We start from the raw sequence: 13,531 nt of genomic DNA, 5'->3' as shown, positions 1-13,531 counted from the left end.
AGAGGAACGGGCCCATCGGACACGCGGACACCCTGATCGCCATGGGCGGCGCCTTTCTCGCCGCCGCCGTCCTCGCGCGCCTCGGCGGGCGCATCGGACTCCCCACCATCCCCCTGTTCATCCTGGCCGGGATCCTCCTCGGCCCGCATACACCCGGCGTCGTGCTCGTCTCCGACCCGCACGAACTCGAGATGCTCTCCGCGCTCGGCCTGGTGCTGCTGCTCTTCTACCTCGGCCTCGAATTCCACCTCGACGATCTCAAGGCGGGCGGCCGCAAGATGGCCGTCGCCGGAGCGGCGTACCTCGCGCTGAACGTCGGCGCCGGCCTCGGTTTCGGATTCGCCCTCGGCTGGGGCACCTCCGAAGCTCTGGTCCTCGCCGGGGTGCTCGGCATCTCCTCGTCCGCGATCGTCACCAAGGTCCTCGTGGACACCGGGCGGCTCGGGAACCCCGAGACCAAGCCGATCCTCGGGATCATCGTCGTCGAGGACATCTTCCTCGCGCTGTACCTGGCGGCGCTGCAACCCATCCTGTCCGGGGCCGACTCGCTCGCCGCCGCCGTCATGGACGGGGGCAAGGCGTTCGGGTTCCTGCTGCTGCTCGCGCTCGCGGCGCGGTTCGGCACGCGCGTCGTCGGCAAGCTCTTCCACACCCGGGACGACGAACTCCTCGTCATCTCCTTCCTCGGCGCGGCCGTCTTCGTCGCCGGGGTGTCCGAGTGGTTCGGGGTCGCCGACGCGATCGGGGCGTTCATGGTCGGGCTCATGCTCGGGTCCACCGCGTCCGGTGAACGCATCCTCAAACTGGTGCACCCGCTCCGGGACGCCTTCGGCGCCATCTTCTTCTTCGCGTTCGGGCTCTCCATCGATCCCGGCGACCTGCCCACCGTCGTCTGGCCCGTCCTCGCCGCCGTCGCCGTGACGCTGGTGATGAATGTGGTGGCGGGACTCGCGGCGGCCCGGGTCTACGGGTTCGGGGCCGGGCCCGCCGCCAACATCTCCACGACACTGCTGGCCCGGGGGGAGTTCGCGCTGATCCTGGCCACGATGGCCGCGGGTGCGGGGCTCGATGAGCGGCTGTCGCCGTTCATCGCGGGGTATGTGCTGGTGCTGGCGGTTCTTGGGCCCCTCGCGGCGGGGCGCTCCGCTTGGCTTGCGCGTGTGTTGCCCGGGGGGCGGGAGGTTGGGCCCGCGCCCGAGCCGGAGCTTGAGCGGGCCCGGGCGGGGTTGTGACCGGCCTCCCGCCGTAGGGGCCTTCCTTCGTCGCCGGGTGCGTGTTGCGTCGTGGCTGGTCGCGCCGTTCCCCGCGCCCCTGGAGCATGCGGCTCCGCCGCAGCCCCATAGCGCTGAGATGGCGCACGAAGTGCGCATCTCAGGGGCGCGGGGAACTGCGCGAGCGACCACGACGAAAGCCGCACCCGGCGACGGAGACGCAACCCCCGCGGCGCTACTGGTCCCGGCAGATCAAGAGGAGCGCCCTGTCGTCGTTGACGTCCTTGGCCACCGCCTCGATCAGATGCCAGGCCGCCCCGTGGAAGCCGCCCTGGACGTAGCGGTCGGCCTCGCCCGTCAGCCGGTCGATTCCCTCGGCGATGTCACGGTCGGAGGTTTCCACGAGGCCGTCCGTGAACAGCATCAGGACATCGCCGGGGCGCAACGTCCCCTTCGTCGCATCGAACTCCGCGCCGTCGTACACGCCGAGCAGAGGGCCTTCCGCCGCCTTCTCCTCCCAGCGCCCCGTGCCCGCGCTGAGCTGGAGCCCCGGCGGGTGGCCGGCCGAGTAGAGCTCGTAGTCCCCGGACTCGAGGTCGAGGACGAGGTGGATGGAGGTGGCGAACCCCTCGTCCCAGTCCTGGCGCAGGAGGTACCCGTTGGCCGCGGGCAGGAACGCGTGCGGGGGAAGTGAGCCGAGCAGCCCGCTGAAGGCCCCCGCGAGGAGCAGCGCCCGGGACGCCGCGTCCATGCCCTTGCCCGACACATCCGTCAGGACGACCTCCAGCGTGCGGCCGTTGTGCGTGCGGGCCGCGACGACGAAGTCACCGGAGAACGACTGCCCGCCGGCCGGCCGCAGCGCCATCTCACGGTGCCAGCCGGGCGGGAGCTTCGGCAGCCGGCTCTGCGTGCGGATGCGTTCGCGCAGGTCGAAGAGCATGGTGCCGCCGCGCCGCCAGGGCACGCCGACCCGGCTGCGGAACTGCGCTATGAGCAGGCCGAAGAAACCACAGGCGGCGACGGTGAGCACCGTGCCGGGGGTGACGCCCGCCGCGCGCTGCGAGTACGGCCCGAGCTGCACGGACTCCACGATCAGCGCCGCCGCCGCGGCCGCGTACAGGCCGAGGAGGCTGGCCGGGCGCAGCACGAGGCCGCCCGCGACGATCGGCAGGACGAGGACGGTGGGCGTGCACCAGACCGGGTCGAGGATCGTGCAGAGGGTGATGAGGGGGACGGTGAGGAGCAGGCCCGCCAGGGCGATCCAGTCGGAGCCGTCGCCCCGGAAGTAGTCGACGCCGGATTTGCGCACGGCGGTGCGGACCCGGTGCACACGCATCTTCAACCGGGCCGGAAACGTCTCTGCCGCCGCGCGCTGCTCGCCCGCGCGCCGCTCTCCTCGTACGGCCATTGCTCGTGGACCTTATCCACAGGGCCCGGATCTGTGCACGGGTGGTCCCACTTGTCCCCCTTTTCGGGCACAACCGGCCAGGGAGCGGCAGCGGGAAATTCGCTCGCACATGTCCGTTGCGTCCTGGTAGGGATGGCGCATGACGAGCGACATACGTGTGCTGCGCAAGGACGACTTCGAGCGCTGGTACGGCCGGCTCGAGCTGGCTTTCGGCGGGGTTCCCGAGCCGTCGCAGGAGCGGCGGCTGTGGGAGGACCTGACGGAGCTGGACCGCTCGATCGGCGTGTGGGACGGCGAGGAGTGCGTGGGCACGGCGGGCGCGTTCACCTTCCGGGTCGCGGTGCCGGGCGGCGCCTTCGTGGACGCGGCGGGCGTGACGATGGTGAGCGTCGCGGCGACGCATCGCAGGCGCGGCATCCTCACGTCGATGATGCGCCGCCAGCTCGACGACGTACGGGCCTGGGGCGAGCCCCTCGCCGTGCTCACCGCGTCCGAGCCCGCGATCTACGGGCGGTTCGGCTATGGCGTCGGCACCCGGCAGGCGGCCCTGACCGTCGACTCCACGCGGGTCCGGATCGAGGCCCCGGCCGGGGCCGACGACGTGACGCTGCGGTTCGTCGACGCCGCCGAGGCGGCCGAGCGGTGCGAGGCGGTGTATCTGCGCACGGTCGGCACCCGGCCGGGCATGCTCGCGCGGAGGCCCGGCTGGGAGCGGCTGCCGCTGCTCGACTCGCCGGAGGAGCGCGGCGGGGCGTCGCCGCTGCTGTGCGTCGTCGCGGAGCGGGGCGGGGAGACGGTCGGCTTCGCCCGCTTCCACAACAAGCCGGAGTCGGAGTGGGCCGGGCCGAAGGGCCGCGTCCAGGCGCGGGACGTCACGGCGCTGGACCCGGCGGCGTACGCGGCGCTGTGGCGCTTCCTGTGCGACATCGACCTGACGGCCACGGTGGAGGCGTACAACCGCCCCGTGGACGATCCGGTGCTCTCCCTCGTCTCCGACATCCGGCGGTGCGAGGTGCGGGTGCGGGACTCTATGCACGTACGCCTGGTGGATGTCGGGGCGGCCCTCGAAGCGCGTACGTACCTCACGCCCGTGGATGTCGTCCTGGAGGTGGAGGACCGCTTCTGCCCGTGGAACAGCGGGCGATGGCGGCTGTCCGGTGACGCGAAGGGCGCGTCCTGCGAGCGTACGGAGGAGGCCGCCGATCTCGCCCTGTCCGTACGGGAGTTGGGCGCGGCCTATCTCGGCGGCGTGTCCCTGGCGGAGCTGGCCGGGGCCGGGCGGGTGCGTGAGCTGCGGGAGGGCGCGCTGGCGGAGGCGGCGGTGGCGTTCGGGTCACCGGTCGCGCCGTGGCTCCAGCACGGGTTCTAGCGCTTGCCGGTGCTCGCCTGGCAGGTCGGGCACCAGAAGAGGTTGCGGGCCGCCAGCTCCGCCGTGCGGATCTCCGTGCCGCACAGGTGGCAGGGTTGCGGCGCGCGCCGGTAGACGTAGACCTCGCCGCCGTGGTCGTCGACGCGGGGCGGCCGGTTCATCGCCTCGGGCGTGTGCTCGGGGCGGACGGTGTCGATGCGGTTGAGGCGGACGCCCTCGCGCATCAGCAGCCGCAGGTCGTCCCAGACCGCCGTGAGCTGGGCCGGTGTGAGGTCCTTGCCCGGGGTGTACGGGTCGATGCCGTGACGGAAGAGGACCTCCGCCCGGTAGACGTTGCCGACGCCCGCGATCACCTTCTGGTCCATGAGGAGTGCGGCGATCGTCGTACGGCTGCGGGAGATCCGGGCGTACGCCTTCGCCGGGTCGGCGTCGGGGCGCAGCGGGTCGGGGCCGAGCCGGTCGTGTATGGCGTCCTTCTCGGCGTCCGTGATCAGGGCGCAGGCCGTCGGGCCGCGCAGGTCCGAGAAGGACGCGTCGGTGAGCAGGCGCAGGCGGACGGTGTCCGTGGGCGGCGGGGCCGGGGTGTCGCCGAGGGTGTACTTGCCGAAGAGGCCCAGGTGGATGTGGACCCAGTGGGCTCCGCCGAAGCCGAGGAAGAGGTGTTTGCCGTGGGCTTCCGTGCGGGTGAGTTCCTGGCCGGTCAGGAGTGCGGCCGCGTCGGAGAACTTGCCCTGCGGGCTGGTGACCTGGACTTTCCGCCCCGCGAAGCGTTCGGCGTGGTCCTGGGCCAAGCGGTGGATGGTGTGGCCCTCGGGCACGTCTTTCCTCTCGGGGCGGGCAGGGCCGACGGCGATCGAGGCGCGGACACGGGGCTCTGCCCCGGACCCCGCTCCTCGATCGCCGGAGGGCTGGGAAGTATCTCCGGAGGGGCTTACTTGGGGTGGTGCGCCGGGATGTCCGGCAGCTCGCCCGTCTCCTCGTAGCGCGACAGCATGTCGATGCGGCGCTGGTGGCGCTCCTCGTTGCTGTACGGGGTGGAGAGGAAGATCTCGACGAACTTCGTCGCCTCGTCCTGGGTGTGCATGCGGCCGCCGATGGAGATCACGTTCGCGTTGTTGTGCTCGCGGCCGAGCGCGGCGGTCTGCTCGCTCCAGGCCAGCGCCGCGCGGACGCCCTTGACCTTGTTCGCGGCGATCTGCTCACCGTTGCCCGAGCCGCCGATCACGATGCCGAGGGAGTCCGGGTCCGCCGCCGTCCGCTCCGCGGCGCGGAGGCAGAACGGCGGGTAGTCGTCCACCGCGTCGTAGATGTGGGGCCCGCAGTCGACGGGCTCGTGGCCGTGGGCCGTGAGCCATTCGACCAGGTGGTTCTTGAGTTCGTAGCCGGCATGATCCGAGCCGAGGTACACGCGCATGGCTCCGAGTGTGGCACGCCGCGCGCCGCGTGGCCGCGACCGGGGGCGGGTGTGAGCGGGGGCGACGAAGGCAACAATCCGGATTCAGCTCTTCCTCTGCGCACCCCTCTGCGCTTTGAATGCCAGGGCTCGTACCTCGAGAACTTAAGGAACCGGTCATGACTTCGCAGTCATCCCTTGCGACGGAAGACACATCACCCGGCGGGCCGCACGGCCCCGGCGGCGGGAGCGATGGCGGCGACGGCCTGAAGGCAGGCCTCAAGAACCGCCACCTCTCCATGATCGCCATCGGCGGTGTGATCGGCGCCGGCCTGTTCGTCGGCTCCGGCTCCGGAATCGCCGCGGCGGGCCCCGCCATCCTCATCTCCTACGCCCTGGTCGGCGCCATGGTCGTCCTGGTCATGCGGATGCTGGGCGAGATGGCCGCGGCGCGGCCGACCTCCGGGTCCTTCTCCGCCTACGCCGACCAGGCGCTCGGCCGCTGGGCCGGGTTCTCCATCGGCTGGCTGTACTGGTTCTTCTGGGTCGTGGTGCTCGCCGTGGAGGCGACCGCCGGAGCCAAGATCCTCAACGGTTGGGTGCCGGGCGTGCCGCAGTGGGCCTGGGCGCTGATCGTGATGGTCGTGCTCACCGCCGTGAACCTGGCGGCGGTCGGCAGCTACGGCGAGTTCGAGTTCTGGTTCGCCGGGATCAAGGTCGTCGCGATCGGCGCGTTCGTGATCGTCGGCCTGCTCGCCGTCTTCGGCGTGCTGCCCGGCTCCGACAACCCGGGCAGCGGCTTCGCGCATCTGACCGACTCGGGCGGCTTCTTCCCCGAGGGGCCCGGCGCCATCCTGACCGGTGTCCTCATGGTCGTCTTCTCCTTCATGGGCAGCGAGATCGTCACGCTCGCCGCCGGTGAGTCCGAGGACCCGCAGAAGGCCGTCACCCGCGCCACCAACTCCGTCATCTGGCGCATCGGCATCTTCTACCTCGGCTCGATCTTCGTCGTGCTGACCCTGCTGCCGTGGAACGACAAGTCGATCGTGGAGGACGGCAGCTACGTCGCCGCCCTCAACTCCATCGGCATCCCGCACGCCGGGCAGGTCATGGACGTCATCGTCCTCACCGCCGTCCTGTCCTGCCTAAACTCGGGCCTCTACACCGCCTCCCGCATGGCGTTCTCCCTCGGCCAGCGCGGCGACGCGCCGAAGGCGTTCGCCCGCACCACCTCGCGGGGCGTGCCGCGCGCCGCGATCCTCGGCTCGGTCGTCTTCGGCTTCCTCGCCGTCTGGTTCAACTACCAGTGGCCGGACACCGTCTTCGACTTCCTGCTCAACTCCTCCGGTGCCGTCGCCCTCTTCGTGTGGCTCGTCATCTGCTTCACGCAGCTGAGGATGCGCGGCATCATCCTGCGCGAGCAGCCCGAGAAGCTCGTCGTGAAGATGTGGCTGTTCCCGTACCTGACGTGGGCGGCCATCGCGATGATCTCGTTCGTGCTCGTCTACATGCTGACGGACGACGCCGGGCGCGAGCAGGTGCTGCTCTCGCTCCTCGTGGCCGTGTTCGTGGTCGCGTTCTCGCTCGTACGGGAACGGGTGCGGCCCCGCGCCAAGTGACGTGACGTGCCGGGCCCGTTCAGCCGCTGGACGGGCCCGGCACCGTGAACGTCCGCTTCACCTGCTCGTACACCTTCCGCGCCGGGCCCTGCGTCCACGGGCGGTACCAGGTGCCGATCTGGTACGACCGCGAGCCCTGCTCGAAGCCGAGCAGTTCGGCGTGCCAGCGCTCGCCCTTGAGGGTGAACAGGTACTCCCAGACCACGGCCGGGCGGCCTCTGAACACCGTCCGGTCCAGGCGGATCTTCCGGTAGTCCTGGCCCTGGTGGGCGTCCAGTTCCGCCTTCTTCCACGTCACGTACAGGTCGTCCCTGGCGAGCGCCGACTGGGCGACGAGCTCCTGGGTGCCGTCCGGTGACGTGTAGTGCACCTCCGACGCCGTCTTCACCACCCGCTCCCACCCCTTCGGCGGCACCCACGCGTATCCCGCCTCGCGGCGCGCCCCGGGCGGCAGGGCCGGAGATCCGCCGGACGGACGCGAGGTCCCCTCAACGGTGGGCGCGGAGACTGTCCCGCTCGCTCCCCCGCCGCGCTGTTCTTTTCCGCCGGACGACTCGTCACCGGGGAGGGTGAGCGCGAGCGCCACGGCGATGCCTGCGGCCAGTACGGCGATGAGGACGGTGCCGACGATGAGGGGCGCGCGGCGCCGGGACACCCGGGGTGCCCGGGTCGCGGGCTCGGGGCTTGGTTCGGGTTCGGGTTCGGGCTCAGGCTCGGTCTCGGGGGCCGGGCTCGGCTCCGGCAGAGGCGCCGGGGCCGGTGCGGTCGTCTCCGGGGTCGCGGGTGCTTCGTCGGAGGGCTGGCGTCGGGTGATCTTCAGGGTCTGAGGGCCCTGGAGCGGAGGCGGTGGGGTGAGGGCGCGCAGGACCGTGTTCAGGTCGGGGCGGGTCTCCGGGTCCTTGGCCAGCAGGGCCGTCAGAAGAGGGGCGAGCCGGCCCGCTTCGGCCGGGATCCGCGGTTCCTCGTACAGGACGGCGTGGAGCGTCGCCAGGGTCGTGTCGCGGCTGAACGGGGAGCGCCCGCCGAGCGCGGCGCACAGGGTCGTGCCGAGGGACCACAGGTCGGAGGGCGGGCCCTGCGGGCGGCCCGCGACCCGCTCGGGCGCCATGTAGTCGGGCGAGCCGACGAGCATGCCGGCCATGGTCAGGGCCGTGGCGTCCTCGATCGCGGCGATGCCGAAGTCGGTGAGCATGACGCGGCGCCGCCCGGCCCGCTCCAGCATGACGTTGCCCGGTTTGATGTCCCGGTGCAGGACGCCGCCCGCGTGGACGGGGCGCAGCGCCTCGGCGAGGCCCCGCCCGATCCCGGCGACCGCCTCGACGTCGAGCGGGCCGTCCTCGACGAGCACCTGTTCCAGGGAGCGCCCGTCGACCAGCTCCATCACGATCCACAGGCGTTCGCCCTCGTCCACGACGTCGTAAACCCGTACGACGTTGGGGTGGTCGATGCGGGCGGTCGCGCGCGCCTCGCGCAGGGTGCGTTCGCGGCGGGTGCGCGCGTCCTCGGGGTCGAGCCCGTCGATGCGCATCTCCTTCACGGCGACGGGCCGGTCGAGCATTTCGTCGACCGCCCGCCACACCCGCCCCATACCGCCCTGGCCTATGTGTGCGTCCAGGCGATAACGCGCGGCCACCAGGAGCCCTTGAGCGCCTCCACTCGCTTTTTCTGGCAAAGGACTGCACCCCCGGAACACGAAACACAGAATCGACGCGTCGTGCCGTCCCCAGCATAGTGGGGAGAAATCTTGTGGTAACTCTTCAAGTAGCGCGGAAAGAGGCCGAATTCGACTGGGCTGGGGGGACGGACATGGGTTCAAGGCGTCAGACCGCATGGGCCGCGACACTGCTGACCGCGACGGTCTCGACGGTGATGGTCCTGCCTTTGACCGCCACGGCCACCACCACGGCGGACGACGGTCCGGGGCCGGGCAGCAGCGAGGGCGGGAAGGTCGTGGACGAGGCGCCCGCGGGCGTGAAACTGTCCACGGGTCTCTCCGAGAAGATCTCGGTCGACAATGCGACCAAGGAAACGAAGAATCTTGTCGCGAGCATCAGCAATCAGGGCACGAAGGACAGCGGCAAGGTCAAATTGCTCGTCGTCGGTTACGACGGAATGGCGATCACGGATGTGCCGGGCTGCACAGCGATCGGGACGGCCGATCTGCCGGAGGGTTCGAACAGCGGATTCACCTGCCCGGTCGGCAATGTCGCGGCCGGGAAATCGAAGTCGTACAAAGTCACCGCGACCTTCGATCTGACGAAGACCGGAAAAATCTGCCTGCCCGTCGAGAGCGCGGACGGCAAGCAGAGGTTCTGGCAGCAGGGCCCCGTGCCGTTCGGCACGACGAGCCCCTCGCCCAACGCGCCGGTGACGCCCCTGCTCCTCGGCACCGAGAACAAGCCCGCGAGTCCGGCCGGTGACCAGGGCGGCGGCAAGGCCAAGGGTGAGGACCACAAGACGCTGCCGTCGACGGGCGCCGGACGTGACGTGCTGCCGCTCGGCGCGACCGGCGCGGCGCTGATCGCGGCCGGTGGGGCCGGGCTGTGGTGGTCCTCCCGCAAGCCGTCGCCGACGCGCTGAGGGACGGAGCGAAAAGCTGACGGCCGTTGTCAGGTTATGCGGGGACAGTACGGTCCATGACGACCACGCACTCCACCCCCGACAGCGGCCGCACGCTCCGCCCCGGCGACCCGGGCTACGACGAGGAGACCGCCGGGTTCCAGACCGGCTTCGTCCAGCGGCCCGACGTGATCTACGCCGCGACCGGCCCGGACGACGTACGGGCCGCCGTCCGCCACGCGGCGGCGCGCGGGCTGCCCGTCGGCGTCCAGGCCACCGGTCACGGCCTCCCCGGCGACGCCGACGGCGGGGTCCTGATCAGCACGCGGCGGATGGACGAGGTCACCGTGGACCCGGCGGCCCGCACCGTCCGGGTCGGCGCCGGGGCCCGCTGGGGCGCCGTCGCGGAAGCAGCTGCAGCGCACGGGCTGGCCCCGCTCAACGGTTCGGCGCCCAGTGTCGGTGTCGTGGGCTACGTCCTGGGCGGCGGGCTCGGCATCCTGGGCCGGGAGTTCGGCTACACCGCCGACCACGTCCGCTCCGTCGACGTCGTGACCGCCGACGGCACCGCCCGGCACGTCACCGCCGACAGCGACCCCGAACTCCTCTGGGGCCTGCTCGGCGGCGGCGCCCAGCTCGGCGCGGTCACCGCGCTGGAGATGGACCTCGTCCCGGTCACCCGCCTCTACGGGGGTTTCCTCGCCCACGACGGCCGGGCCACCGACCCGGCTTCCGTCCTTCACGCCTACGCGGACTGGACGGCGACCGTCCCGGGGACCCTCACCTCCTCGCTCGCCGCACTCGTCTACCCGGACCTGCCGCAGCTGCCGCCGCACCTGCGCGGCCAGTACGTGGTCTCGGTGCGGATCGCGTTCACCGGCAGCGCCGAGGAGGGCGAGCGCCTTGTGGCGCCGCTGCGCGCCGCGCTCGGGCCCGCCGTCACCGACACCCTGCGCGCGATGCCGTACGGGGAGAGCCCCACGATCCACAACGATCCGGCCTTCCCGCACGCCTACTACGGGGACAGCGTGTTCCTGAGCGAGCTGGACGTGACCGCCGCCGCCGAGTTGCTGGCCCTGTGCGGGCCCGCCGCCGACTCCATGCACGTCGTCCAGCTCAACCACCTCGGCGGCGCCCTGGCCCGACCCGCGCCCAACGCGGTGCCCCACCGCGACGCGGGCTGGCTCGTGCGGATCCTGTCGCCGCTCGACGGGTCCTCGAAGGACGCCGCGCGGGCCCACCACACCCGCGCCTTCGGCACCGTCGCCCCGCACACGCTCGGGCGGTCCCTCAACTTCGCCTTCGGCGGCGGGGACCGGGCGGACGGGCTGTACGACGCCGGTACGCGAAAGAGGCTCGCCGATCTGAAGGCCGCGTACGACCCGGCGAACCTCTTCCGGAGGAACTACGACCTGAGCTGAGCCGATCGCCTACTTGTCGGCGAGCTTCCAGGCCGTCGGCAGCGCGCCCATCGCCAGGGCCGCCTTCACCGCGTCGCCGATCAGGAACGGGGTGAGGCCGGCGGCGATCGCCGCCGTCAGGCTCATGCCGGTGGACAGGGCGAGGTACGGGACACCGATCGCGTAGATGATCGCCTCACCGAGGATCATCGTGCCGACCGTGCGCAGCGCCGAGCGGTCGCCGCCGCGGCGGGCCAGGGCGCCGACGACGGTCGCGGCGAGCAGCATGCCGAGCACGTAGCCGAACGACGGCATCGCGAAGCCGGAGCCGCCCTCCGCGAACCACGGCATGCCCGCCATGCCCGCCAGGGCGTACAGGGCGATCGAGAGGAAGCCGCGGCGGGCGCCGAGCGCGGTGCCGACGAGGAGCGCGGCGAAGGTCTGCCCGGTGACCGGCACCGGCGAGCCCGGCACGGGGACGGCTATCTGCGCGGCGATGCCGGTGAGCGCGGCGCCACCGACGACAAGGGCGATCTCCTTCGTGCGGGAAGCGGGGAGGAGGTCGGCCAGGACCTTGCCCGGCCGGGCGACTGCTGCGGTGGAGGTGGCGGTGCTCATGGGGACTCCGCGTATCTGTGGGCGCCTTGCGGGCGGGCAGGGTGGGACTCCGTGACGCTATCCCAGGGCGGTGGAGCCGATCACGGTCACCGCTCGACAAAGGCTCGGGCCGCGACTTGGTGGGCTCCGTACAAAGAGGCGTGCGTACACCTCGTACGGGGTGATGCTCGTCACTGACGACACGGGTAGTCACAGGCGGTTTTGCGGTGCGGGGCGCCCTGCGGGGAGACTGTAGGTTCCCGCCAATATCACCGTTGAGCACCGAGAGCCGGCCGATCACCCCATGCACGACCACATCGCCCCTGCCGCATCCGGCGAACCCCTGTCCGGCGGACTCAAGCAGCGCCATCTGACCATGCTCGGGCTCGGCGGTGTCATCGGCGCCGGGCTGTTCGTCGGGTCCGGGGCCGGGATCGCGGTCGCCGGGCCGGGGATCGTCGTGTCGTACCTGATCGCGGGCGCGCTCGCGATGTGCGTGATGCGGATGCTCGGCGAGATGTCGGCGGCGATGCCGGCGTCCGGCGCGTTCTCGGTCCACGCGGAGCGGGCGCTCGGGCGGTGGGCCGGGTTCAGCGTGGGATGGCTGTACTGGTTCATGCTCGTCGTCGTGCTCGCCGTGGAGGCGACGGGCGCCGCGCGGATCGCCAACGGCTGGGTGCCGGGTGTGCCGCAGTGGGCGTGGGTGCTGCTGTTCATGGTGGTGTTCACGGCGACGAACCTGGCGGCCGTGAAGAACTTCGGCGAGTTCGAGTTCTGGTTCGCGACGCTCAAGGTCGTCGCGATCATCGCGTTCCTGGTCCTCGGCACGCTGGCGATCTTCGGGCTGCTGCCCGGCACGGACGCGGTGGGGCTCTCGCATCTGACCGGCGACGGCGGGTTCCTGCCGCGCGGCTGGCAGGGCGTCGTCTCCGGGGTGCTCGCGGTCGTCTTCGCGTTCGGCGGCCTTGAGGTCGTCACGATCGCGGCGGCGGAGTCGGAGGACCCGGTGCGGTCGGTGGCGCGGGCCGTGCGCAGCGCGGTGTTCCGCATCCTCTTCTTCTACGTCGGCTCGATGCTGGTCATCGTGACGGTGCTGCCCTGGACCGCGCAGAAGGCGGGCATCAGCCCGTACGTCACCGTCCTGGACTCCGTCGGGGTGCCGTCGGCCGGGCAGATCATGAACATCGTCGTCTTCGTGGCGCTGCTCTCCGCCCTGAACGCCAACCTCTACGGCTCCTCCCGCATGGTCTTCTCGCTCGCCGAACGCGGTGAGGCGCCGAAGGGGCTCCTGAAGGTGGCCGGCGGGGTGCCGCGCCGGGCGGTGCTCGCGTCGGTGGCGTTCGGCTTCGTCTCCGTGCTGCTCAATCTGGAGTGGCCGGACACGGTCTTCCTCTACATGCTCAACTCGGTCGGCGCCGTGCTCCTCTTCGTGTGGGCGCTGATCGCCGCTTCGCAGTTGCGGCTGCGCCGCCGGATCGAGACGGAAGCGCCCGAGCGGCTCGTACTGAAGATGTGGGCGTTCCCATGGCTGACCTGGGCGGCACTCGCCGCGATGGGGGCGGTGTTCGGGCTGATGCTGACCGACGACACGGCGCGTCCGCAGCTGCTGTGGTCGACGGGGGCGACGGCGGTGGTGCTCGCCGTCGCGGGCGTACGTGAGCTACGGGCGCGGCGCGCCTGAGCCGGGGGCGGTGGAGACGGCAGCAATGCGAGGCTCGGGGGCTTGGCCCGGAGGGGACAGGCGGCGCGGGGGGTCTTCGGGGGCGTGGCCTTTTGGGGCCATCCGCGGGCGTCGGTCTTGACGGGGCGGGGACGCCACATAAGCATCTGCCTTCACAGAACGTTGACCAACACGTCGCAATGTGTGAGCTGCGTGTCCGTATAACGGAAACGTATTCCCACTGACCGGCGCGTCCGCTCAGACTGTGGGCCGTTTTATGTGGGCCTCACGAGGTCGACGCTCTCCCCGTCTCGG

General features: G+C 71.5%; 11 protein-coding genes. 6 read left to right on the top strand and 5 right to left on the bottom strand.

Annotation, left to right across the window (positions count from 1 at the left end):
• The first annotated feature begins 41 nt into the window (after positions 1 to 41).
• Positions 42 to 1,232 (top strand): cation:proton antiporter, encoded by a 1,191-nt coding sequence (locus ABZ877_RS25945; protein ID WP_361075219.1) that lies wholly within the window; start codon positions 42 to 44, stop codon positions 1,230 to 1,232.
• A 214-nt stretch (positions 1,233 to 1,446) separates the two neighbouring features.
• Here the strand turns inward: ABZ877_RS25945 and ABZ877_RS25940 are convergent, their stop codons facing one another.
• Positions 1,447 to 2,619 (bottom strand): PP2C family protein-serine/threonine phosphatase, encoded by a 1,173-nt coding sequence (locus ABZ877_RS25940; RefSeq protein ID WP_361075218.1) that lies wholly within the window; start codon positions 2,617 to 2,619, stop codon positions 1,447 to 1,449.
• A 139-nt stretch (positions 2,620 to 2,758) separates the two neighbouring features.
• Between ABZ877_RS25940 and ABZ877_RS25935 the strand changes: the two genes are divergently transcribed.
• Positions 2,759 to 3,988 carry a GNAT family N-acetyltransferase gene (locus ABZ877_RS25935; protein ID WP_361075216.1) on the top strand — a complete coding sequence of 410 codons (1,230 nt, stop codon included), beginning with the start codon at positions 2,759 to 2,761 and terminating at the stop codon, positions 3,986 to 3,988.
• Here ABZ877_RS25935 and ABZ877_RS25930 read toward each other — a convergent pair.
• Together ABZ877_RS25930 and ABZ877_RS25925 are read right to left on the bottom strand one after the other, a co-directional pair.
• Complete coding sequence (locus ABZ877_RS25930; RefSeq protein WP_361075214.1) at positions 3,985 to 4,806, bottom strand: DNA-formamidopyrimidine glycosylase family protein; 822 nt, start codon at positions 4,804 to 4,806, stop codon at positions 3,985 to 3,987. The two genes, ABZ877_RS25935 and ABZ877_RS25930, sit on opposite strands and share 4 nt — an antisense overlap.
• 113 nt (positions 4,807 to 4,919) lie before the next feature.
• Positions 4,920 to 5,402, bottom strand: coding sequence for a ribose-5-phosphate isomerase (locus ABZ877_RS25925; protein ID WP_361075212.1), 483 nt, complete (start codon positions 5,400 to 5,402; stop codon positions 4,920 to 4,922).
• A 158-nt stretch (positions 5,403 to 5,560) separates the two neighbouring features.
• On the opposite strand from ABZ877_RS25925, the gene ABZ877_RS25920 reads away from it, so the two are divergent.
• Positions 5,561 to 7,000 carry an amino acid permease gene (locus tag ABZ877_RS25920; protein ID WP_361075210.1) on the top strand — a complete coding sequence of 480 codons (1,440 nt, stop codon included), beginning with the start codon at positions 5,561 to 5,563 and terminating at the stop codon, positions 6,998 to 7,000.
• A 19-nt stretch (positions 7,001 to 7,019) separates the two neighbouring features.
• On the opposite strand, the gene ABZ877_RS25915 is transcribed toward ABZ877_RS25920, so the two are convergent.
• The gene (locus ABZ877_RS25915) at positions 7,020 to 8,633 is read right to left on the bottom strand and encodes a serine/threonine-protein kinase (RefSeq protein ID WP_361075208.1); all 1,614 of its coding nucleotides are present in this window, start codon (positions 8,631 to 8,633) and stop codon (positions 7,020 to 7,022) included.
• Between the two features lie 173 nt (positions 8,634 to 8,806).
• Between ABZ877_RS25915 and ABZ877_RS25910 the strand changes: the two genes are divergently transcribed.
• Positions 8,807 to 9,580 (top strand): hypothetical protein, encoded by a 774-nt coding sequence (locus ABZ877_RS25910; protein ID WP_361075206.1) that lies wholly within the window; start codon positions 8,807 to 8,809, stop codon positions 9,578 to 9,580.
• 56 nt (positions 9,581 to 9,636) lie between these two features.
• Positions 9,637 to 10,980, top strand: a complete 1,344-nt coding sequence (locus tag ABZ877_RS25905) for an FAD-binding protein (RefSeq protein ID WP_361075204.1) — start codon at positions 9,637 to 9,639, stop codon at positions 10,978 to 10,980.
• A gap of 9 nt (positions 10,981 to 10,989) precedes the next feature.
• On the opposite strand, the gene ABZ877_RS25900 is transcribed toward ABZ877_RS25905, so the two are convergent.
• On the bottom strand, positions 10,990 to 11,577 hold the full coding sequence (locus ABZ877_RS25900; protein ID WP_361075203.1) for a biotin transporter BioY: 588 nt from the start codon (positions 11,575 to 11,577) through the stop codon (positions 10,990 to 10,992).
• Between the two features lie 283 nt (positions 11,578 to 11,860).
• On the opposite strand from ABZ877_RS25900, the gene ABZ877_RS25895 reads away from it, so the two are divergent.
• On the top strand, positions 11,861 to 13,237 hold the full coding sequence (locus ABZ877_RS25895; RefSeq protein WP_361075201.1) for an amino acid permease: 1,377 nt from the start codon (positions 11,861 to 11,863) through the stop codon (positions 13,235 to 13,237).
• Positions 13,238 to 13,531 lie beyond the last annotated feature (294 nt).

The sequence above is a fragment of the Streptomyces sp. NPDC046939 genome, from assembly GCF_040644575.1.
Classification (GTDB): Bacteria; Actinomycetota; Actinomycetes; order Streptomycetales; family Streptomycetaceae; genus Streptomyces.
The sequence above is the reverse complement of the archived record's forward strand: the minus strand, read 5'-3'. Positions and strand labels throughout refer to the sequence as shown.